Source organism: Streptomyces tanashiensis (assembly GCF_014648895.1).
Lineage (GTDB): Bacteria > Actinomycetota > Actinomycetes > Streptomycetales > Streptomycetaceae > Streptomyces > Streptomyces tanashiensis.
On sequence record NZ_BMRZ01000001.1, the window covers coordinates 216,320 to 238,591 of the forward strand.

Annotated in this window: 21 protein-coding genes; 1 reads left to right on the forward strand and 20 read right to left on the reverse strand. The window is 69.6% G+C overall.

The window, feature by feature from the left end:
* Positions 1–114 precede the first annotated feature (114 nt).
* Positions 115–1,962 (forward strand): glycoside hydrolase family 18 chitinase, encoded by a 1,848-nt coding sequence (locus tag IE237_RS00905; RefSeq protein WP_370468133.1) that lies wholly within the window; start codon positions 115–117, stop codon positions 1,960–1,962.
* Between the two features lie 53 nt (positions 1,963–2,015).
* On the opposite strand, the gene IE237_RS00910 is transcribed toward IE237_RS00905, so the two are convergent.
* The 20 genes from IE237_RS00910 to thrB form a co-directional block, all read right to left on the reverse strand.
* Positions 2,016–2,462 carry a DUF2550 domain-containing protein gene (locus IE237_RS00910; RefSeq protein WP_189799848.1) on the reverse strand — a complete coding sequence of 149 codons (447 nt, stop codon included), beginning with the start codon at positions 2,460–2,462 and terminating at the stop codon, positions 2,016–2,018.
* 146 nt (positions 2,463–2,608) lie between these two features.
* Positions 2,609–2,983, reverse strand: coding sequence for a F0F1 ATP synthase subunit epsilon (locus IE237_RS00915; protein WP_189799849.1), 375 nt, complete (start codon positions 2,981–2,983; stop codon positions 2,609–2,611).
* A 112-nt stretch (positions 2,984–3,095) separates the two neighbouring features.
* Complete coding sequence (atpD, locus tag IE237_RS00920; RefSeq protein WP_189799850.1) at positions 3,096–4,538, reverse strand: F0F1 ATP synthase subunit beta; 1,443 nt, start codon at positions 4,536–4,538, stop codon at positions 3,096–3,098.
* Positions 4,538–5,455, reverse strand: coding sequence for a F0F1 ATP synthase subunit gamma (locus IE237_RS00925; RefSeq protein ID WP_189799851.1), 918 nt, complete (start codon positions 5,453–5,455; stop codon positions 4,538–4,540). The genes atpD and IE237_RS00925 overlap by 1 nt, the downstream gene beginning before the upstream one ends.
* 20 nt (positions 5,456–5,475) lie before the next feature.
* Positions 5,476–7,074 (reverse strand): F0F1 ATP synthase subunit alpha, encoded by a 1,599-nt coding sequence (gene atpA / locus IE237_RS00930; RefSeq protein WP_189799852.1) that lies wholly within the window; start codon positions 7,072–7,074, stop codon positions 5,476–5,478.
* Positions 7,075–7,223: 149 nt separating this feature from the next.
* Positions 7,224–8,039: a F0F1 ATP synthase subunit delta gene (locus IE237_RS00935; protein ID WP_189799853.1), complete on the reverse strand. Its 816-nt coding sequence runs from the start codon at positions 8,037–8,039 to the stop codon at positions 7,224–7,226.
* The gene (locus IE237_RS00940) at positions 8,036–8,581 is read right to left on the reverse strand and encodes a F0F1 ATP synthase subunit B (RefSeq protein WP_189799854.1); all 546 of its coding nucleotides are present in this window, start codon (positions 8,579–8,581) and stop codon (positions 8,036–8,038) included. The genes IE237_RS00935 and IE237_RS00940 overlap by 4 nt, the downstream gene beginning before the upstream one ends.
* A gap of 40 nt (positions 8,582–8,621) precedes the next feature.
* Positions 8,622–8,888, reverse strand: coding sequence for an ATP synthase F0 subunit C (gene atpE / locus IE237_RS00945; protein ID WP_024761915.1), 267 nt, complete (start codon positions 8,886–8,888; stop codon positions 8,622–8,624).
* 91 nt (positions 8,889–8,979) lie between these two features.
* Positions 8,980–9,789, reverse strand: a complete 810-nt coding sequence (gene atpB / locus IE237_RS00950) for a F0F1 ATP synthase subunit A (protein ID WP_189799855.1) — start codon at positions 9,787–9,789, stop codon at positions 8,980–8,982.
* Between the two features lie 225 nt (positions 9,790–10,014).
* A complete protein-coding gene (locus IE237_RS00955; RefSeq protein ID WP_189799856.1) occupies positions 10,015–10,428 on the reverse strand; it encodes a Cg1360 family ATP-synthase-associated protein in 414 nt (137 codons plus the stop codon).
* A gap of 264 nt (positions 10,429–10,692) precedes the next feature.
* A complete protein-coding gene (locus tag IE237_RS00960; RefSeq protein ID WP_189799857.1) occupies positions 10,693–12,027 on the reverse strand; it encodes an MraY family glycosyltransferase in 1,335 nt (444 codons plus the stop codon).
* 107 nt (positions 12,028–12,134) lie between these two features.
* Positions 12,135–13,382 carry a serine hydroxymethyltransferase gene (gene glyA, locus IE237_RS00965; RefSeq protein ID WP_189799858.1) on the reverse strand — a complete coding sequence of 416 codons (1,248 nt, stop codon included), beginning with the start codon at positions 13,380–13,382 and terminating at the stop codon, positions 12,135–12,137.
* Positions 13,383–13,610: 228 nt separating this feature from the next.
* The gene (locus tag IE237_RS00970) at positions 13,611–14,261 is read right to left on the reverse strand and encodes an arsenate reductase/protein-tyrosine-phosphatase family protein (protein WP_189799859.1); all 651 of its coding nucleotides are present in this window, start codon (positions 14,259–14,261) and stop codon (positions 13,611–13,613) included.
* Complete coding sequence (locus IE237_RS00975) at positions 14,258–14,905, reverse strand: L-threonylcarbamoyladenylate synthase (protein ID WP_189799860.1); 648 nt, start codon at positions 14,903–14,905, stop codon at positions 14,258–14,260. The genes IE237_RS00970 and IE237_RS00975 overlap by 4 nt, the downstream gene beginning before the upstream one ends.
* A 40-nt stretch (positions 14,906–14,945) precedes the next feature.
* On the reverse strand, positions 14,946–15,791 hold the full coding sequence (gene prmC / locus IE237_RS00980; RefSeq protein ID WP_189799861.1) for a peptide chain release factor N(5)-glutamine methyltransferase: 846 nt from the start codon (positions 15,789–15,791) through the stop codon (positions 14,946–14,948).
* A 40-nt stretch (positions 15,792–15,831) separates the two neighbouring features.
* Positions 15,832–16,908 (reverse strand): peptide chain release factor 1, encoded by a 1,077-nt coding sequence (gene prfA, locus IE237_RS00985; RefSeq protein WP_189799862.1) that lies wholly within the window; start codon positions 16,906–16,908, stop codon positions 15,832–15,834.
* A 96-nt stretch (positions 16,909–17,004) separates the two neighbouring features.
* A complete protein-coding gene (rpmE, locus tag IE237_RS00990; RefSeq protein ID WP_030321069.1) occupies positions 17,005–17,223 on the reverse strand; it encodes a 50S ribosomal protein L31 in 219 nt (72 codons plus the stop codon).
* Between the two features lie 158 nt (positions 17,224–17,381).
* The gene (locus tag IE237_RS00995; RefSeq protein WP_189799863.1) at positions 17,382–18,476 is read right to left on the reverse strand and encodes an LCP family protein; all 1,095 of its coding nucleotides are present in this window, start codon (positions 18,474–18,476) and stop codon (positions 17,382–17,384) included.
* A gap of 204 nt (positions 18,477–18,680) precedes the next feature.
* The gene (rho, locus tag IE237_RS01000) at positions 18,681–20,711 is read right to left on the reverse strand and encodes a transcription termination factor Rho (RefSeq protein WP_308433013.1); all 2,031 of its coding nucleotides are present in this window, start codon (positions 20,709–20,711) and stop codon (positions 18,681–18,683) included.
* A gap of 421 nt (positions 20,712–21,132) precedes the next feature.
* On the reverse strand, positions 21,133–22,050 hold the full coding sequence (gene thrB, locus IE237_RS01005) for a homoserine kinase (protein WP_024761927.1): 918 nt from the start codon (positions 22,048–22,050) through the stop codon (positions 21,133–21,135).
* Positions 22,051–22,272: the final 222 nt, after the last annotated feature.

Genomic DNA, 22,272 nt, shown 5'->3' on the forward strand with positions numbered 1-22,272 from the left:
GCCGACGATGGTCTGGACCTCTTGACGATTGGTCCAGACCTTCCTACGCTCGCGGGGCGCGCGCATCTTCACGGACCACCCCCACCTTGTCCGTCCGCAACTTGAGGAGCACCGTTGAGCACTCAAGCACCGACGCGCAGAACAGGGTTCAGACACCGGACCGCCGCCGGACTGACCGCCCTGATCCTGCCGCTGGCCGCCATGGTCGGCCTCGCCTCCCCCGCGGAAGCCGCCACCTCGGCCACCGCGACCTACACCAAGACCCAGGACTGGGGCACCGGCTTCGGCGCCAACTGGACCATCAAGAACACCGGCACCACCACCATCAGCTCCTGGACCGTCGAGTGGGACTACCCCTCCGGCACCGCCGTCACCTCCGCCTGGGACGCCACCGTCACCAGCTCCGGCACCCACTGGACCGCCAAGAACGTCGGCTGGAACGGCACCCTCGCCCCCGGCGCCTCCGTCTCCTTCGGCTACAACGGCGCCGGCTCCGGCGCGCCCACCGGCTGTAAGATCAACGGCGCTCCCTGCGACGGCACCACCCAGCCGGGCGACAACCCGCCCTCGGCCCCCGGCACCCCGGTCGCCTCCAACATCACCGACACCTCGGCGAAGCTCACCTGGACCGCGGCCACCGACGACAAGGGCGTCAAGAACTACGACGTCCTGCGCGACGGCACGAAGGTGACCACCACCACCGCCCTCACCTTCACGGACAGCGGCCTCACGGCCGGCACCGACTACTCGTACACCGTCGTCGCCCGCGACACGATCGACCAGACCGGCCCCGCCGCCGGCCCGGTCGCCGTCCGCACCACCGGCGGAGGCGGCGGCCAGCCCCTCCCGAACGCCGTGAAGATGGGCTACTTCACCAACTGGGGCGTCTACGGGCGCAACTACCACGTGAAGAACATCGTGACCTCGGGCTCCGCGTCCAAGATCACCCACATCAACTACGCCTTCGGCAACGTCACCGGCGGCAAGTGCACCATCGGTGACGCCTACGCCGACTACGACAAGGCCTACACCGCCGACCAGTCCGTCGACGGCGTCGCCGACACCTGGGACCAGCCGCTGCGCGGCAACTTCAACCAGCTGCGCAAGCTGAAGAAGGCCTACCCGAACATCAAGATCCTCTGGTCCTTCGGCGGCTGGACCTGGTCCGGCGGCTTCGGCCAGGCCGTGCAGAACCCGACCGCCTTCGCCCAGTCCTGCTACGACCTGGTCGAGGACCCGCGCTGGGCCGACGTCTTCGACGGCATCGACCTGGACTGGGAGTACCCCAACGCCTGCGGTCTGTCCTGCGACACCAGCGGCGCGGCCTCCTTCAAGAACATGATGCAGGCCATGCGCGCCAAGTTCGGCGCCAACAACCTGGTCACCGCGGCCGTCACGGCCGACGCCTCCGCCGGCGGCAAGATCGACGCCGCCGACTACGCGGGCGCCGCGCAGTACATGAACTGGTTCAACGTCATGACGTACGACTTCTTCGGCGCCTGGGCGGCGCAGGGCCCGACGGCCCCGCACTCCCCGCTCACCTCGTACGCCGGCATCCCGCAGGCGGGCTTCAACTCCGCCGAGGCGATCGCCAAGTTCAAGGCGAAGGGCGTCCCCGCCAACAAGCTGCTGCTCGGCATCGGCTTCTACGGACGCGGCTGGACCGGCGTCACCCAGTCCGCCCCCGGCGGCACGGCGACGGGCCCGGCGGCGGGCACGTACGAGCAGGGCATCGAGGACTACAAGGTCCTCAAGAACAGCTGCCCGGCCAACGGGACGATCGCCGGCACCGCGTACGCCCACTGCGGCACCAACTGGTGGAGCTACGACACCCCCGCCACCGTGAACTCGAAGATGAGCTGGGCCAAGAACCAGGGCCTCGGCGGAGCGTTCTTCTGGGAGTTCAGCGGTGACACCAGCAACGGCGAGCTGGTCGGCGCGATCAACACCGGCCTGAACTAGGACACGAGAAGAAGCGGGGACGGCGCAGCACGCCGTCCCCGCTTCTTCATGCCTCAGGCCACATTCACCCTCTGGCCGGGAGGCGCCGCCTCCAGCCAGGCCATGAAGCCCGTCCGGGCGTCCTCGCTCATCGCGAGCTCCAGGCGGACGCCCTCGTACATACAGGGCTGGATCACGGCGTCGGAGAGGAGCGCGAGCTCCTCCTCGCCCTCCGGCATCCGGCGCTCGAGGGCGACGATGGACGCGCGCTCCAGGACACGGCGCGGGCGGGGCGAGTACGAGAAGACACGGAACCAGGCGATCTCGTCACCGCTGTAGCGGGCGACGCCGTACACCCAGCCCTTGCCGGTCGGATCCGGCTCGTCGGGGATGTTCCAGCGCAGCGAACAGTCGAAGGTGCCGCCGGCGCGCTGGATCAGTCTCCGGCGCAAGCCGAAGACGAAGAGCCCGATCACCACCAGTGCGACGACCAGGCCGCACACGAGCAGAGCGAGGAACATCTTCACCGACCTCCTCGCTGCGTCCCGTAGCCGGCACGGCCGGCAGAACCGAATACAACCTGCATCTGCATCGCCTCAGCCGCGACACGGTCCGGAAAATTCCGGATCGTGCCGCGGCTGAGGGCACTCCTGCTCGGCGCGGTCCGCTAGCGGACCGATACCGCGCGCAGCCGGACCTCGGCGCGCCGCTCGGCGGCGGCGTCGGAGTCCGTCTTCGCACGCTCCAGCGCGCGCTCGGCGCGCTGGGCGTCGATCTCGTCCGCCAGCTCGCAGATCTCCGCGAGCAGAGACAGCTTGTCGTCGGCGAACGAGATGAATCCTCCGTGGACGGCGGCGACGACGGTCGCGCCCTCGCTCGTACGGATGGTCACCGGGCCCGACTCCAGCACACCGAGCAGCGGCTGGTGGCCGGGCATGACGCCGATGTCGCCGGAGGTGGTACGCGCGATGACCAGGGTGGCCTCGCCGGACCAGACACTCCGGTCCGCGGCGACCAGCTCGACGTGCAGCTCAGCAGCCAAGGGTGGCTCCTCGGGTCACCACCCGGCGGTCGTGCCGGGTGTTGGGGTCAATTCTAGGGGGCGTGGAGAGGGGGACGGGACGGATCCCGTCCCCCTCGGGCGAGCACGGGGCTCAGGAGACGCCGAGCTCCTTGGCGTTGTTCTTGAGGTCCTCAAGGCCACCGCACATGAAGAACGCCTGCTCCGGGAAGTGGTCGAACTCACCGTCGCAGATCGCGTTGAACGCGGCGATCGACTCGTCGAGCGGAACGTCCGAACCGTCCACGCCGGTGAACTGCTTCGCCGCGTGGGTGTTCTGGGACAGGAAGCGCTCGACACGGCGGGCGCGGTGGACAACGAGCTTGTCCTCCTCGCTCAGCTCGTCGATACCGAGGATCGCGATGATGTCCTGGAGGTCCTTGTACTTCTGCAGGATTCCCTTGACGCGCGTGGCGGCGTCGTAGTGGTCCTGCGCGATGTAGCGCGGGTCCAGGATCCGGGACGTGGAGTCCAGCGGGTCCACGGCCGGGTAGATGCCCTTCTCGGAGATCGGACGGGAGAGAACCGTCGTCGCGTCGAGGTGGGCGAAGGTGGTGGCCGGGGCCGGGTCGGTCAGGTCGTCCGCGGGGACGTAGATCGCCTGCATCGAGGTGATCGAGTGACCACGGGTCGACGTGATGCGCTCCTGGAGGAGACCCATCTCGTCGGCCAGGTTCGGCTGGTAACCCACCGCGGAGGGCATGCGGCCGAGCAGCGTCGAGACCTCGGAACCGGCCTGCGTGAAGCGGAAGATGTTGTCGATGAAGAACAGCACGTCCTGCTTCTGCACATCGCGGAAGTACTCCGCCATGGTCAGACCGGCGAGGGCGACGCGGAGACGGGTGCCCGGGGGCTCGTCCATCTGGCCGAAGACCAGCGCGGTCTTGTCCAGAACGCCGGACTCTTCCATTTCCGCGATGAGGTCGTTGCCCTCACGGGTGCGCTCGCCGACGCCGGCGAAGACGGAAACGCCCTCGTGCAGCTTGGCCACACGCATGATCATTTCCTGGATCAGAACGGTCTTGCCGACACCGGCGCCACCGAACAGACCGATCTTTCCACCCTTGACGTACGGGGTGAGAAGGTCGACGACCTTCAGGCCGGTCTCGAACATCTCGGTCTTCGACTCGAGGTCCGCGAACGCCGGGGCCTTGCGGTGGATGGACCAGCGCTCGCCGACCTCCGCCTCCGCCTCGGGCTCGTTCAGGATCTGGCCCAGCGTGTTGAACACGCGACCCTTGGTGACGTCGCCGACGGGCACGGTGATGCCGTCGCCGGTGTCGACCACGGGGGCCTGGCGGACCAGACCGTCGGTGGGCTGCATCGAGATGGTACGGACGATGCCGTCACCGAGGTGCTGCGCGACCTCGAGGGTCAGCGTCTTGAGCTTGCCCTCCTCGGCCGGGTCGGCGACCTCGACGTGCAGGGCGTTGTAGATCTCCGGCATCGCGTCGACGGGGAACTCCACGTCGACGACCGGGCCGATGACCCGGGCGACGCGGCCCGTGGCGGCGGCCGTCTCAACAGTGGTCGTCATTACTTGTCACTCCCCGCGGTCGCGTCGGCCAGGGCTGCGGTGCCACCGACGATCTCGCTGATTTCCTGGGTGATTTCGGCCTGGCGGGCCGCGTTGGCAAGTCGGGAGAGGTTGTTGATCAAGTCTCCCGCGTTGTCGGTCGCCGACTTCATCGCGCGGCGCGTGGCGGCGTGCTTGGAGGCAGCCGACTGGAGCAGCGCGTTGTAGATCCGGCTCTCGACGTAGCGCGGCAGAAGGGCGTCGAGGACGTCCTCCGCCGACGGCTCGAAGTCGTACAGCGGTCGGAGGGTGTCCGGCTCGCCGGCCTCCTTCGCCACCTCGTCGAGGCTGAGGGGCAGCAGCCGGGCCTCGATCGCCGTCTGGGTCATCATCGAGACGAACTCGGTGTAGATGATGTGGAGCTCGTCCACACCGCCCTCGGCCGTGTCCTTCTCGATCGCCTCGATCAGCGGTGCCGCGATCTTCTTGGCGTCCGCGTACGTGGGCTCGTCCGTGAAGCCGGTCCACGTGTCGCTCAGCTTCCGCTCACGGAAGTTGAAGTGCGCGACACCACGGCGTCCGACGACATAGATGTCGACCGCGCGGCCCTCGCCCTCCAGCTTCTTGATGAGCTTCTCCGCCGCCTTGATGGCGTTGGAGTTGAAGGCACCGGCCAGACCACGGTCGCTCGAGAGGAGCAGGACCGCGGCACGGCTCGGGTTCTCCGCCTCGGTGGTCAGCGGGTGCTTGTCGTTCGCACCCGTGGCCACCGCCGTGACCGCGCGCGTGAGCTCGGTCGCGTACGGAGTCGACGCCTGCACCTTGCGCTGCGCCTTGACGACACGCGAGGCGGCGATCATCTCCATCGCCTTGGTGATCTTCTTCGTCGCGGTGACGGATTTGATGCGACGCTTGTAGACCCGGAGCTGCGCTCCCATGAGTCAGGTCCCTTCCGTCGTCACTTCGAGACGTTGACGGCGGCAGGGGCGTCCGCGCCGAGCAGCTTGCCGTCAGACGTCTCGAACTGCTGCTTGAACTCCGCGATGGCGTCGGCGACGGCCGTGAGGGTGTCGTTCGACATCTTCTTGCCCTCGCGGATGGAGGTCATCAGGCCGGAGTGGCTCTGGCGCAGGTACGCCAGGAGCTCGGCCTCGAAGCGACGGATGTCGGCGACCGGGACGTCGTCCATCTTGCCCGTGGTGCCGGCCCAGACCGAGACGACCTGGTTCTCCGTGGGCATCGGCTGGTACTGAGCCTGCTTGAGCAGCTCGACCATGCGCTGACCACGCTCCAGCTGCGCCTTCGAGGCCGAGTCCAGGTCGGAACCGAAGGCCGCGAAGGCCTCGAGCTCACGGAACTGGGCCAGGTCCACGCGGAGGCGGCCGGCGATCTGCTTCATGGCCGGGTGCTGGGCGGAGCCACCGACTCGGGAGACCGAGATACCGACGTTCAGGGCCGGACGCTGGCCGGCGTTGAACAGGTCGGACTCCAGGAAGCACTGGCCGTCGGTGATGGAGATGACGTTGGTCGGGATGAACGCGGAGACGTCGTTGGCCTTCGTCTCGACGATCGGCAGACCGGTCATCGAACCCGCGCCCAGCTCGTCCGAGAGCTTCGCGCAGCGCTCGAGGAGACGGGAGTGCAGGTAGAAGACGTCACCCGGGTAGGCCTCACGGCCCGGCGGGCGGCGCAGCAGCAGCGACACGGCGCGGTAGGCGTCGGCCTGCTTCGACAGGTCGTCGAAGACGATCAGGACGTGCTTGCCCTGGTACATCCAGTGCTGACCGATGGCGGAACCGGTGTACGGCGCCAGGTACTTGAAGCCGGCCGGGTCGGACGCCGGGGCGGCGACGATCGTCGTGTACTCGAGCGCACCGGCCTCTTCCAGGGCGCCGCGAACGGACGCGATGGTCGAGCCCTTCTGGCCGACGGCGACGTAGATGCAGCGGACCTGCTTGTTCACGTCGCCCGAGCGCCAGTTGTCGCGCTGGTTGATGATCGTGTCGACACACAGCGCGGTCTTGCCGGTCTGACGGTCACCGATGATCAGCTGACGCTGACCACGGCCGACCGGCGTCATGGCGTCGACGGCCTTGTAGCCGGTCTCCATCGGCTCGTGCACCGACTTACGGGCCATAACGCCCGGGGCCTGCAGCTCGAGGGCGCGGCGGCCCTCGGTCGCGATCTCGCCGAGACCGTCGATCGGGTTGCCGAGCGGGTCGACGACGCGACCCAGGTATCCCTCACCGACACCGACGGAGAGGACCTCGCCGGTGCGCTGCACCGACTGTCCCTCCTCGATACCGCTGAACTCGCCGAGGACGATCGCACCGATCTCGCGCTCTTCGAGGTTCAGCGCGAGACCGAGGGTCCCGTCCTCGAACTTCAGCAGCTCGTTCGCCATGGCCGAGGGAAGACCCTCGACCTTCGCGATACCGTCACCGGCCAGGCTGACCGTGCCGACCTCCTCGCGCGAGGCCGCGTCCGGCTGGTACGACTGGACGAAGTTCTCCAGTGCGTCCCGGATCTCCTCCGGCCGGATCGTGAGCTCCGCCATCTGGGTTCCCTGCTCTCCTTGTTGGGCCCGAAGTTTCTTAAGGGGTCTGGGGGCCGACCCCCAGGAATCTTCTGCAATCTCTGCACGGCCCAACCGGGCCGCTGGTGATGCTGTGTTGCTGTGCTTCTGTGCTGTTGCGGTCGCTGCCGTCAGCCGGCCAGTCGACGGGTCGCCTCGCCGAGGCGCTCCGCGATGGAACCGTCGATGACCTCGTCGCCGACGCGCACGGTGATCCCGCCGAGGACCGCGGGGTCCACGTCCAGGTTCAGGTGCATCTCGCGGCCGTACAGCTTCGCCAGTACGGCACCGAGGCGCTGCTTCTGCCGGTCCGACAGCGGCACCGCCGAGGTGACGACGGCGACCATCCGGTCCCGGCGCGCCGCGGCGAGCTTGGACAGGGACTCGAGTCCCGCTTCCAGGCTACGTCCCCGGGGCTGGGTCACCAGACGGACGACCAGACGCTCGGTGGTCGCGTGGGCCTTGCCGCCGAGCAGGCTGCGGAGCAGCGTGCCCTTCGCGGTGGCCGTGGCGGCCTTGTCCGTCAGCGCCGAGCGGAGCTCGGTGCTGGAGGACACGATCCGGCCGAACCGGAACAGCTCGTCCTCGACACCGTCGAGCGCGCCCGCCTTCTGCGCCGCGGTGAGGTCGGCGGTGTTCGCCAGCTCCTCGGCCGCGTCGACCAGGTCACGCGAACGCGACCAGCGGGAACGCACCATGCCGGAGACCAGGTCGACGGTCTCGCCGCCCACCTGTCCGCGCAGGAGTCGCTGCGCGAGCTCGGCCTTGGCCTCACCCGACTGAGCGGGGTCGGTCAGGACCCGGCGCAGCGACACCTCGCGGTCGAGCAGCACGGTGACGGCGGCCAGCTCGTCCGCGAGCTTCGTCGCGTCGACCGGCGTGTTGTCGGTCAGCGCGTCGAGGGACTCACGGGCGGCGGACAGTGCCTCGCGGCTCGCTCCGTTCATCGGACAGCCTCGGCCTTCTCCTCGAGCTCGTCGAGGAAGCGGTCGATGGTGCGGCTCTGGCGGGCGGTGTCCTCGAGGGACTCGCCTACCAGCTTGCCGGCCAGGTCGGTGGCGAGCTTGCCCACGTCCTGACGCAGCGACGCGGACGCGGCCTTGCGGTCGGCCTCGATCTGCGTGTGGCCGGCCGCGATGATCTCCTCGCGCTGGCGCTGGCCTTCCGCCTTCATCTCCTGGATGATCGCGGTGCCCTGCTCCGTCGCCTCCTGGCGAAGACGCGCGGCCTCGTGGCGGGCCTCGGCGAGCTGGGCCTTGTACTGCTCCAGCACACTCTGAGCCTCGATCTGGGCCGACTCGGCCTTCTCGATGCCACCCTCGATGGCCTCGCGACGCTCGTCCAGAACCTTGTTGATGTTCGGGAGGAGCTTCTTGGCGAGGAAGCCGAAGACGATGACGAAGGCGATCAGGCCGATGACGAGCTCGTCGAGATGCGGGATCAGAGGAGGCTGGGGCTCCTCCGCCTGCGCAAGAAGAAGCGCGTTCACATCAGTGCCTTCCGTAAAAGAATCGGGCAGTCGGTCCGGCTTACTGGTAGACGAAGCCCATGACGATGCCGATGAGGGCGAGCGCCTCACAGAACGCGAAGCCCATGATCTGGTTGGTGCGGATCAGGCCGGCAGCTTCGGGCTGGCGGGCGAGCGCCTGCGTACCGTTACCGAAGATGATGCCGACGCCGACGCCGGGGCCGATCGCGGCGAGGCCGTAACCGATCGAGGCGACGTTGCCGACGACGTTGGTCTTGGCGCTGCCACCTTCGGCGGCGAGGTTGATCATGTCGAGAGCAGCGGACATGCCGTTACTTCCTTCTCTTTCAATGACCCGATGGGGGTTGGCCACCGGACGACTGATGGATTCGGGGGTGGAGCTACGGGGCCGGAACGGCTCAGTGGTGCTCGGAGAGCGCGCCCTGGACGTAGCTGCAGGCCAGGAGGACGAAGACGTACGCCTGGACGGCCTGGATGAAGAGCTCGAAGGCGGTCATCACGAGGACCATCACGAACGAGGCGCCGGCGTAGACGAAGCCCAGGCCGTTCATGAGGTACCAGGTGGCCAGCGAGAACATCACGATCAGCAGGTGACCGGCGAACATGTTCGCGAACAGTCGCACCGCGTGCGTGAAGGGCCGGATCAGGAGGTTCGAGAAGAACTCGAGGACGACGACCATCGGGAGGATGGCACCGAGGGACTTGTCGTAGCCGACGATGTTCTTCCAGCCGCCCACGAAGCCGTGCTTCTTGAAGGTGAGCGAGATCCACATGACGTACACGATCAGCGCGAGACCGGCCGGGAAGGCGATCAGCGAGGTGACCGGGAACTGGGCGAGCGGAATGATCGACCAGAGGTTCATGATCCAGACGAAGAAGAACAACGACACCATGAAGGGGACGTACTTCTCGCCGTCCTTCTTGCCGATGATCTCGTAGACGATGCCGCGGCGCACGAAGTCGTAACCGGCCTCGCCGACCATCTGCATCTTGCCGGGGATCAGCTTGGGCTTGTTGAAGGCGGCCCAGAAGAACCCGACGACCACGATGGAGCCGAGAACGGCGAGCAGCATCGGCTTGGTGATGTCGATGCCCCCCACCGTGGCGATGGGCTCGTACATGAACGTGTGCAGGCCCGGCGCCGGGAAGCCACATCCACTGAAGATGTGGCAATCCGGGTCGAAGGCAAGCGTCTGGTCAGCACTCACCGCGGGCTCCTTCAGCGTGGCGCATAGGTACGGCAACCTCGTTGTGTCGGCGCGGCGCGCAGCCGCGGGTCGGCACTGGACTGGTCTTACGGATAAGGGGGCGGCGGTTCGGCATCGAGCCTCTCGCTGGGACAGGCGCCGTTTCGGATGCCCGCGTCCGCAGTGCCGCAGTTGGCACCGGACGATAGCAGGAAGCCGAACGCGGCTTTATCCCGGCCCTACCCTTCACGACTTCGGCCCCGAGTTTCCGGGGTCGATGTACGTGATCTTGGCCTTCATGTAGGCCCGGGCCTGTGCGGCGACCCACACCACGGTCGTCGCGAGCAGCGTGAAGGCGAAGGCCTTGAAGTCGAACAGCGTCGTGTTCTTGAGCAAGGCCAGGAAGATGAAGAGCACCAGCAGCTGGGCCGTGTAGAGCATGAGCCCCATGGCCTGGAAGAGGTGCGGAAGCGACTTCGCCGTCCGCTGGAGAACCAGCTGCCCGATCCCCATGAAGAGAAGGACCACCAGGGTGCCGACGACGGCACCGATCGCACCCTTGCCACCGGCGACCACCCCGCTGATCACCGTGGCGACGGCGCCGACGGCTGCGGTGGGTACGGCGGTGTGCAGAAGGATGCGTGCGTCGTTCGACGGCATGGCGGTGTCTCCGCTTGCTCTGGAGGGGGCGATGGTGTCGTCATGGACGAGCGTAAGCCCGGTCCGAGGTGGGTCTCGGGGCCAACAGACCGTCGCACTACGGTCTTTCGGCACTGTCGCCGGGTCTCGTGAACCGTATCACAAACTATTTGAATAGGTCTTTACCCATAAGGTGTGCCAACAGTCACACATGAGAGTTACCCCGCGCGTGTGTGCGCGACAGCGAGGCACCTTGTCTGCTATTGGCCCCGGATGGGGCTTTCGTCAACCGCGCGCCCCGGCCTTACTCCTGTCGGAGAAGCGCGAACGGTGACCGATGGCGGTCGCCCCGTTGACCCCCGCGGGCACGGGCTCCCGCTCCTCCTCCGCGGACTCGGCCGCCTCGGCGGACGCGGCGGGCCCGTCGGCCCCCGCCGGCACGACGGCCGGCTTGCGACGGCGGTAGCGCGGCGGCACGACGGACTGGGCCCAGCGGGGAGCGCGCGGCGTGAACCGCGGCAGCAGGAGCAGCACCAGGCCGATCGCGCTCAGCGCGACGACCCCGAGGACGATCCACATCGAGGTCGAGTGGACCGAGTAGGCCAGCGTGCCGAAGGCGATGAGCGCCGACCAGAAGTACATGATCAGGACCGCGCGGCTGTGCGAGTGCCCGATCTCCAGGAGCCGGTGGTGCAGGTGGCCGCGGTCGGCCGCGAACGGCGACTGGCCCTTCCACGTACGGCGCACGATCGCCAGGACCAGGTCGGCCATGGGGATCGCGATGATCGTGAGCGGCAGCACGAGCGGGATGAAGACGGGCAGGGCGGCGTGCGTGGCCTGCCGGGTCGAACCCTCGAAGATCTTCAGCGCGTCCGGGTCGACCTGGCCGGTGATCGAGATGGCGGAGGCCGCCAGGATCAGGCCGATCAGCATCGAGCCGGAGTCGCCCATGAAGATCCGCGCCGGGTGCATGTTGTGCGGGAGGAAGCCCAGGCACATGCCCATGAGGATGGCGGCGAACAGGGTCGCGGGGGCGGCCGCCTCGATCGTGTAGCCGTACCAGAGGCGGTACGCGTACAGGAAGAAGGCCGCGGCGGCGATGCAGACCATGCCGGCGGCGAGACCGTCGAGGCCGTCGACGAAGTTCACGGCGTTGATGGTGAGGACCACCAGGGCCACCGTGAGGAGCGTGCCCTGCCAGGGCGTGAGGGCGACCGTGCCGACACCGGGGATCGGCAGCCACAGGATCGTCAGACCCTGCGCGACCATCACACCGGCCGAGATCATCTGCGCGCCCAGCTTGATGAGCGCGTCCAGCTCGAACTTGTCGTCGAGGACGCCGATGAGCCAGATCAGCGCGGCGCCGGAGAGCAGCGCGCGGGGCTCGTTGGACTGCTCGAAGACGCTGTTCAGGTTCTGCAGGTGGTCGGCGACCAGCAGTCCCGCGCACAGCCCGAAGAACATGGCGATGCCACCGAGCCGCGGAGTCGGTTCTCGGTGTACGTCGCGGGCGCGGATCTCCGGCATCGCCCCGGTCGCGATGGCGAACTTCCGCACCGGCCCGGTGAGCAGATAGGTCACCGCAGCCGTGACACAGAGCGTCAGCAGGTAATCACGCACGGGCTGCCCCACAGGAATAGCTGGCCATCTCAGCCCCACACCCTAGCCGTGCCGTCCATGTGCTTGGAGACACACGGGCCGTCCGAACGGTTGCGCTCGGGCTCGGGTCAGCGCCCATACGGGGGAAATCGGGAGGTCAGCTCCCGTACTTCCGCCCGTACCCGGGCCGTTTCCCCGGGGTCGTCCCGCAACGCGACGGTGAACAGTGCGGCAATTCTCGCCATCTCCGGGGAGCCCATCCCCTGCGTGGTGACGGCGGCGGTGCCGAGCCGGATCCCTCGGCTCTCCCCGTAGGGCAGGGCACAGGTGTCGAGGACCATGCCGGCGGCGGCGAGCCGGGCGCGGGCCGTGCGCCCCTCGACGCCGAGCGGCGCCGGGTCGGCGGTGATGAGATGCGTGTCCGTGCCGCCGGTGGTGAGCGCGAAGCCCTCGGCGGCGAGCGCGGCCGCGAGGACCTTCGCGTGTTCGACCACCTGATGGGCGTACGCCGTGAACGCCGGGGTGGACGCCTCGCCGAAGGCCACCGCCTTGGCCGCGATCGTGTGCATCTGGGCGCCGCCCTGGGTGAACGGGAACACCGCCCGGTCGATCCGCCCCGCGAGCTCCTCGCCGCACAGGATCATGCCGCCGCGCGGCCCGCGCAGCACCTTGTGCGTCGTGGCGCAGACCACGTCGGCGTACGGGACGGGGCTGGGGGCCGCTCCCCCGGCGACGAGACCGATGGGATGGGCGGCGTCGGCGATCAGATACGCCCCGACCTCGTCGGCGATCTCCCGGAAGATCGCGTAGTCGAGGTGGCGGGGATAGGAGATCGAGCCGCAGACGATCGCCTTGGGACGGTGGTGGCGGGCGAGCGCGGCGACCTGCTCGTAGTCGACGAGCCCGGTCTCGGCGTCGACTCCGTACGGCACGAAGTCGAACCAGCGGCCGGAGAAGTTGGCGGGCGAACCGTGCGTGAGGTGCCCGCCGTGACCGAGCCCCATGGCCAGAACCGTGTCACCGGGCCTGAGAAGGGCCGCGTACGCCGCCAGGACGGCCGAGGAGCCGGAGTGGGACTGCACGTTCGCGTGGTCGGCTCCGAAGAGCGCGGTGGCCCGCTCGACGGCGATCCGCTCGACGGCGTCGGCGTACTCGCAGCCGCCGTGGTGCCGGGCGCCGGGATAGCCCTCCGCGTACTTGTTGGCGAGCGGCGAGCCGAGCGCGGCGAGCACCGCCGACGACGTGAAGTTCTCGGCCGCGATCAGCTGCAGGCTGTCGGCCTGCCGCCGTACCTCGCCGAGCAGCACGTCGGCGACCTCGGGGTCCTGCCGGCGCAGGACGTCGAGTTCCTCATCGGGGGGCGCGGTGACCGGCATGCCACCAATGTAGGCGCGCCCCCGCACCCCCGCCTGTCGGCTCCTCCTGACGCACCCCTCGCACCGCCGATGCCGTCAGCGCCGCGCCGAGACCCCCGTCAGGGCCGTCACCACAGGGACCCGATCCCCGACGCGCCCCTCGCACCGCTCGGCCCCGAGGGGCCTCCCGGGCTTCGCGGCGCTGCGGCGGCCTCCGACCGCCGCTCACGGCCGAAGCCCCAGGGCCCGTCAGCGCCGCGCCGAGACCCCCGTCAGGGCCGTCACCACAGGGTCCAGTGCCTGGTTGATCTCGTCGCCGATGGAGCGGAAGAAGGTGATCGGGGCGCCGTACGGGTCGTTGACCTCGTCCGCGTCCACCGAGGGGGCCAGGAGCCACCCGCGTAGAGCCGCCGCCGCGCGGACCAGGGCCCTGGCGCGTTCCACCATGCCCTCGTCGCGCGGGTCCGGGAGCGTCGCCGGGTCGATCGCGCGGACCAGGCGGGTGAACTCCTTCAGCGTGAAGGTCCGCAGGCCCGCCGAGTGGCCCATCGAGATGACCTGCGCGCGGTGGTCTCGGGTGGCCGTCAGGACCAGGTCGGCGCGGATGACGTGCTCGTCGAGGAGCTCGCGGCCGACGAAGCCGCTGTAGTCCGCGCCGAAGTCGGCGAGGACCAGTTCCGCGTTGGCCTCCATCGGGGCGCCCTCGTGGCCCCAGGTGCCCGCGCTCTCCACGATCAGGCCGCCGCCGAGGGGGTCGCCGAGGCGGTCGCTCAGGGCATGGCGGGTCAGCCGCTCGGTGATCGGCGAGCGGCAGACGTTGCCGGTGCTGACGTGGAGGATGCGGAAGGTGCTGCTGTCGTCGTCGAACCCCGCTATGCCACGCCCCTCAGGGGCGGTCAACTGGCCACCTCGAGGTCGGGTACGACCTTCCGGAGCTCCTCCGGGGACAGCGCGCCCTCGCGCAGCAGCACCGGCACCTTGCCCGTGACGTCGACGATGGACGAGGGGACGAGGCCGGGGATCGGGCCGCCGTCGAGGTAGACGGAGACGGAGTCGCCGAGCATGCCCTGCGCCGCGTCGCAGTCCTCCGGCGCCGGGTGGCCGGTGAGGTTGGCCGAGGTGACGGCCATCGGGCCGACCTCGGTGAGCAGTTCGATGGCGACCGGGTGCAGCGGCATCCGGATGGCGACGGTCCCCCGGCTGTCGCCGAGGTCCCACTGGAGGGAGGGCTGGTGCTTGGCGACGAGGGTGAGCGGGCCGGGCCAGAAGGCGTCGACGAGCTCCCAGGCCTGCTCGGAGAAGTCGGTGACCAGGCCGTGGAGGGTGTTCGGGGAGCCGATGAGCACGGGCGTGGGCATGCCGCGGCCGCTGCCCTTGGCGGACAGCAGGTCCCCGACGGCCTCGCTGCTGAAGGCGTCCGCCCCGATCCCGTACACGGTGTCGGTGGGCAGCACGACCAGCTCGCCCCGGCGGACGGCGGACGCGGCCTCGCGCAGACCGGTCACGCGGTCGGTCGCCTCGTTGCAGTCGTATCGCCGTGCCATCAGTTCCCGGCCTCCTCGTACGCGTCGTTCGTCATGGCGCTCATGGCATCGCCTTGCGTGCGGTCGCGAAACGCGGCCGGTTGTTCAGGTCCGGGTGGTCGGCGGCGTCCGCCCAGCCGGCCTCCTCGTTGAAGATCCACGGCACCTGCCCGCCCTGGGTGTCCGCGTGCTCGATGACGACGAGGCCGCCGGGGCGCAGGAGCCGGTGGGCCGTGCGCTCGATGCCGCGGATGGTGTCGAGACCGTCCTCGCCGGAGAAGAGGGCCATCTCCGGGTCGTGGTCACGGGCCTCGGGCGCCACGTACTCCCACTCGGTGAGCGGGATGTACGGCGGGTTGGAGATGACCAGGTCGACCTGGCCGTCCAGCTCGGGCAGCGCGGTGAGCGCGTCGCCCTGGTGGACGGTGACGCGGGAGCCCTCGGCGTTCTTGCGGGTCCACACGAGGGCGTCGTCGGAGAGCTCGACGGCGTGCACGCGCGAGCGCGGCACCTCCTGGGCCATGGCGAGGGCGATGGCCCCGGAGCCGGTGCACAGGTCGACGATGAGCGGCTCGACGACGTCCATGGCGCGTACGGCGTCTATGGCCCACCCGACGACCGACTCGGTCTCCGGGCGCGGCACGAAGACGCCGGGCCCCACCTGGAGCTCCAGGTAGCGGAAGAACGCCCGTCCGGTGATGTGCTGGAGCGGCTCGCGCGCCTCGCGGCGGGCGACGGCCTCCCAGTAGCGGGCGTCGAAGTCCGCGTCCTTGACGTTGTGCAGCTCCCCCCGCTTGACGCCGTGCACGAACGCGGCGAGCTCCTCGGCGTCGAAACGCGGTGAGGGAACGCCGGCGTCGGCCAGCCGCTGGGTGGCCTGGGCCACCTCGGCAAGCAGCAGGTTCACGCTGGTCCTCCGTGGTGCGGGGTGGGGCTTGAGGGGGGCCTTACGCTGCGGCGAGCTTCGCCGCCGAGTCGGCGTCGACGCACGCCTGGATCATGGCGTCCAGGTCGCCGTCGAGCACCTGGTCCAGGTTGTACGCCTTGAAGCCGACGCGGTGGTCCGAGATCCGGTTCTCCGGGAAGTTGTACGTACGGATCTTCTCGGACCGGTCGACGGTGCGGACCTGGCTGCGGCGGGCGTCGGCGGCCTCGGCCTCGGCCTTCTCCTGCGCGGCGGCGAGGAGCCGGGAGCGCAGGATGCGCATCGCCTGCTCCTTGTTCTGGAGCTGGCTCTTCTCGTTCTGGCAGGAGGCGACGATGCCGGTCGGCAGGTGGGTGATGCGGACGGCGGAGTCGGTGGTGTTGACCGACTGGCCGCCGGGGCCCGACGAGCGGTAGACGTCGATGCGCAGGTCGTTGGCGTGGACCTCGACCTCGACCTCCTCGGCCTCGGGCGTGACGAGGACGCCGGCGGCGGAGGTGTGGATGCGGCCGGCGGACTCGGTCGCGGGCACGCGCTGCACGCGGTGCACCCCGCCCTCGTACTTCAGGCGCGCCCAGACGCCCTGGCCGGGCTCGGTGGCGCCGTTGCCGCCCTTGGTCTTCACGGCGACCTGGACGTCCTTGTAGCCGCCCAGCTCGGACTCGGTGGCGTCGATGATCTCGGTCTTCCAGCCGACGCGCTCGGCGTACCGGAGGTACATCCGGAGGAGGTCGCCGGCGAAGAGGGCGGACTCGTCGCCGCCCGCGCCCGCCTTGATCTCCAGGATGACGTCCTTGTCGTCGCTCGGGTCGCGCGGGACGAGGAGCAGGCGGAGCTTCTCGGTGAGCTCCTCCCGGTCCTTCTCCAGCTGCTTGACCTCGGCGGCGAAGTCCGGGTCGTCGTGCATCAGCTCGCGGGCGGTCTCGATGTCGTCACCGGTCTGCTTCCAGGAGCGGTAGGTGGCGACGATCGGGGTCAGCTCGGCGTAGCGCTTGTTGAGCTTGCGCGCGTTCGCCTGATCGGCGTGGACCGAAGGGTCCGCGAGCTTCGTCTCGAGATCGGCGTGCTCGCCGACCAGTTCCTCGACCGCCTCGAACATCGGGGGCTCCTGGGGTTTTCGTCAGTTGCTACGGGACGGCAAAGCGCCGGTCCCGGCCACCCGCGCGGGGCGACCGAGGACCGGCGCAGGGGCTCGCTACTTGGCGGAGCCGGCCTTGCCGAAGCGGGCCTCGAAACGGGCCACGCGGCCACCGGTGTCGAGGATCTTCTGCTTGCCCGTGTAGAACGGGTGGCACTCGGAGCAGACCTCGGCACGGATGGTGCCCTCGGTCAGGGTGCTACGAGTGGTGAACGACGCACCACAGGTGCAGCTGACCTGGGTCTCGACGTACTCGGGGTGGATCTCGCGCTTCAAGGTGTCTCCTAGTTTCGGGAGGGCGCCGGGTCGCCGCCGCGGGTTGCGGACAGCGTGAACCGGGGCCGACGTACCAGTCTGCCAGGACCGGCCGCATCTCCCCAAACCGGGGTCGGGCCGAAGGTATTCCCGGGCGGCCCGGGGGCCGCTCCCGGGGGCTACTTCACGACGCCGTCGGCCTTGCCGGTGGCGGTGTCCTTCGTGGCCGACGCGGGGATCGGCAGGTCGCTCTTGAGGGCCTTCCAGACCTGCCGGGACTGGGCTTCGAGGGGGACGACGCGGTTGGGGTCCCGGGGGTCGTACTCGACGGGCAGGGTGACCATGTGGACGTTCTGGGGGCCGATGCCGGAGAGGCCCTTGGCGAAGCCCATCAGCTCCTGGACCGAGTCGAGCTCGGAGTCGGGCGTGATGGCCTTGGTGGCGGCGTCGGCGAGCCCGTACAGCTTGGTCGGGTTCGAGAAGACGCCGACGTCCTTGACCTGGTCGATGAAGGCCTTCATGAAGGCCTGCTGGAGCTGGATGCGGCCGAGGTCGCTGCCGTCGCCGACGCTCTTGCGGGTGCGGACGAGGCCGAGGGACTGCTCGCCGTCCAGGGTGTGCGTGCCCGGGGCGAGGTCGAGGTGGCTCTTGGAGTCCTTGATGGCCTGCGTGGTGGTGATCTCGACGCCGCCGAGCTCGTCGATGAGCTTCTTGAAGCCGGTGAAGTCGACCTCGATGTAGTGGTCCATGCGGATGCCGGACATCGACTCGACGGTCTTGACGGCGCAGGCGGGGCCGCCGACCTCGTACGCGGTGTTGAACATGGCCCGGTGCTCGCCGGGGACCGCGGTCCCCCGCTCGTCGGCGCAGGCGGGCCGGTCGATGAGGGTGTCGCGGGGTATGGAGACCACGCTCGCCTTCTTGTGGCCCTCGTAGACGTGCACGACCATCGCGGTGTCGGAGCGGGCGCCGCCCTCGTCCTTGCCGTAGGCGCCGTTGTCGCCGGAGCGGGAGTCGGAGCCGAGGACGAGGATGTCGAGCGAGCCGTTGTCGACGTCGTCGGGGCGCTCGGTGCCGAGCTGGGCGTTGATGTCGACGCCCTTGAGGTTGCCGTCGAGCTTGAAGTAGACGTAGCCGAGTCCGGCGCCGCCGAGGACGAGGACCGCGACGGCCCCCGATATCAGGATCGGCGCCTTGCGCCGCTTGGCGCGCTGCTTGCGGCGTCGGCCGCCGCCCGCGCCGCGTGCGCGGCCGCTCTTGCTCTGCTCGGTCATCGTCTTCCTTCGGCCTCGGATTCACCTTCTGTGACGGCGACGCACCCGAAAGGGTTGCATACGGGCCTGTGAGGTTTGGGTGAGCTTCGCCCGGAACAGCACTGCGCCCACCGTGCGGGGCACGGTGGGCGCAGTGGTTCACGCAGGTCACGACGGGGTTACGGGACCGGGGTCCGGCTCTCGTCGTGTGACGCAGCTCTCGCGTCAGTCGTTGTTGCCGGCTCCAGGGGTGGTCTTCTGGATCTGGAGCAGGAACTCGCCGTTCGACTTCGTCTGCTTCATCTTGTCGAGCAGCAGCTCGATCGCCTGCTGCTGGTCGAGCGCGTGGAGCACGCGACGCAGCTTCCAGGTGATGGCGAGCTCGTCGCTGCCGAGGAGGATCTCCTCCTTGCGCGTACCCGAGGCGTCGACGTCGACGGCCGGGAAGATGCGCTTGTCGGCGAGCTTGCGGTCGAGCTTGAGCTCCATGTTGCCGGTGCCCTTGAACTCCTCGAAGATCACCTCGTCCATGCGGGAGCCGGTGTCGACGAGCGCGGTCGCGAGGATGGTCAGCGAGCCGCCGTCCTCGATGTTGCGCGCGGCACCGAAGAAGCGCTTCGGCGGGTAGAGCGCGGTCGAGTCGACACCACCGGACAGGATGCGGCCGGAGGCCGGCGCCGCGAGGTTGTACGCGCGGCCCAGGCGGGTGATCGAGTCGAGCAGGACGACCACGTCGTGACCCAGCTCCACGAGACGCTTGGCGCGCTCGATGGCCAGCTCGGCGACGGTGGTGTGGTCCTCGGCCGGACGGTCGAAGGTCGAGGAGATGACCTCGCCCTTGACCGACCGCTGCATGTCGGTGACCTCTTCCGGACGCTCGTCGACCAGGACGACCATCAGGTGGCACTCGGGGTTGTTGTGCGTGATCGCGTTGGCGATCGCCTGCATGATCATGGTCTTGCCGGTCTTCGGCGGGGCCACGATCAGACCGCGCTGGCCCTTACCGATCGGCGACACGAGGTCGATGATGCGGGTGGTCAGCACGCCCGGGTCCGTCTCCAGGCGGAGGCGGTCCTGCGGGTACAGCGGCGTCAGCTTGTTGAACTCCGGGCGGCCGCGGCCGGAGTCGGCGGCCATGCCGTTCGCGGAGTCCAGGCGGACCAGCGCGTTGAACTTCTCGCGGCGCTCGCCCTCCTTCGGCTGACGCACGGCGCCGGTGACGTGGTCACCCTTGCGCAGGCCGTTCTTGCGGACCTGGGCGAGGGAGACGTACACGTCGTTCGGACCGGGCAGGTAGCCGGAGGTCCGGATGAACGCGTAGTTGTCGAGGATGTCGAGGATGCCCGCGACGGGGATCAGGACGTCGTCGTCCGCGACCTGCGGCTCGCCGGCCTGGAAGTCGTCACGGCCACGACGGCCGCGGCGGTCGCGGTAGCGCCCGCGACGGCCACGACGGCCGCCCGCCTCGTCGTCGTAGTCGTCCTGCGGACCGGCCTGCTGGCCACCCTGCTGGCCGCCCTGCTGGCCCTGGCCGCCCTGGCCCTGGCCACCCTGGCGCTGACGCTGGCCGCCCTGGCCACCGCCCTGCTGCTCGTCGCCCTTGCGGTCGCGCTGACGGTCGCGGCGGTCACGGCGGTCGCCGCGCTCCCCGCGCTCGCCGCGGTCACGGCGGCCACGGCCCTCGGCGCCGTCCTCGGCCTTGGCGTCGCCCTGCGGCTCGGCCTTGACCTCGCGGGTCTCGGTACGGGCCTCGGTCTTGACGACCTGGGCGGCCTCGGCCTTGGCCTCGCCCTCCGGCGAACCGGCGGGGGCGGTGGCGCGACGGCGGCGGCGCTCACCGGCCGGGGCGTCATCGGCGGCCGGCTGGCCCGGGATGTCGATCTGCTGCTGGGCGACGGCCTTCTCGGCCTTCTCCGCCTTGGGCGCGGCGGCCTCGGCGGTCTCGGCCGTGCGGGCCTTGGAGGTGGCGCGGCGCTTCGGCTTGGCGTCGGCGGCGTCGGCGGTCTTGGCGGGGGCGGCGGAGCCGCCACCGGCCTGCGCCTCCTTGATGACCTCGATCAGCTGGCTCTTGCGCATCCGCGCGGTGCCCCTGATGCCGAGGCCGGACGCGACCTGCTGCAGCTCGGCCAGGACCATGCCCTCGAGGCCGGTGCCGGAGCGGCGGCGCCGTGCGGTGCCGGTGGCACCTGCGGCGGGCGCGGCGGTGTCGACACTGTTGTCGGCAGTCACGCCCATCAGATCGGTGGTGTCGCTCACGAAGGGTCCTTCCCTGGAGCGGACGTCGGCCATCTGGCTCGGCGACCGGTTGTGCTGTCCGGCAGGGTCCTGGTTCGTGGACCGTGTCCGGGGCGGTGGTCCCGCCGGGTACGGCGGAGAGAGAAAACGTGCTGTGGCGTCCGGCCCGAGCGCCCCCTGCTCGGCCCTCGGCTCGAAAGAAGAGCGAGGGGTGTCGTGCCGGTTCCGGAGCGTGCTCAAAACTGCTCAGGCAGGCTGCTCAGGCAGTTGAGGAGGCTCCCGGAAGAATGGGTGGTCCCTGATGGGGACACTCCGCACCGCTCCACAAAGAGGTCAGGTGCAGACTTGAGGTTAACACTACCGGCTCCAACAAACATTCCCCCTCTCCCTCACCGGCAATCTCCTGTCCGAGGCGCTGCCCGGCGCCCCGGCCGCCACACGCCTAGGGCGCCAGCGGCAGGACGCTCGCTCCGGACGCGTCGAGGTCGAGCCGGTTCGCGGCCCAGCCCTCGCCCGCGAGGCGGGCGACCTTGTCGGCCGTCCCGTGTTCGGCCAGCGCGAGGACCGTGGGGCCCGCGCCGGAGATGACCGCGGGGACGCCGTCCGCGCGCAGCCGGTTCACCAGGGCGATGCTCTCCGGCATCGCGGGAGCCCGGTACTCCTGGTGCAGCCGGTCCTCGGTGGCCGAGAGCAGCAGCTCGGGGCGGCGGGTCAGGGCCTCGACGAGGAGGGCGGCACGGCCGGCGTTCGCGGCGGCGTCCACGTGCGGGACGGTGCGCGGCAGGAGTCCGCGGGCGGTCTCGGTCAGTACGGGCTTCCCGGGGACGAAAACCACCGGAACGATGGAATCCGAGGGATCCATCCTGATCGCCCGCGCGGCACCGGACTCGGTCCAGGCGAGCGTGAAGCCGCCGAGGAGACAGGCGGCGACGTTGTCGGGGTGGCCCTCGATCTCGGTGGCGAGCTCCAGGAGCGCCGCCTCGTCGAGCTTGGCGTCCCCGCCTATGGTCACGGCGCGGGCGGCGACGATGCCGGCGCAGATGGCGGCGGAGGAGGAGCCGAGGCCGCGGCCGTGCGGGATGCGGTTGGCGCAGACGACCTCGAGGCCGCGCGGCTGTCCGCCGAGCAGGTCGAAGGCCGTGCGCAGGGAGCGTACGAGCAGGTGGCTCTCGTCGCGCGGGAGCGTCTCGGCGCCCTCGCCGGCGATGTCGACGTGCAGCCCGGAGTCGGCGACCCGGACGACCACGTCGTCGTAGAGCCCCAGCGACAGGCCGAAGGCGTCGAAGCCCGGGCCGAGGTTGGCGCTGGTGGCGGGGACGCGCACCCGTACGGCGGCGGCGCGGAACGCGGGACCGGCCATCGCTCGATGACTCTCCTTGATTGCGACAACGGGTATTTCAAGAGAAGTACTCGGAGACCCGGGGGCCGTTTCAGCCGCGGAGGCGACAACGGCAACGACACCGCGCATATGCGTCGGGGCGGGTTCGGTACAGCCTATCGAAGGAAGGTTCTGTGGCGACATAGGGCGCACAGGAGGCGCACGATGCGTGTCGCGCGCCAACCTGTGCGCCTATGTACGTTC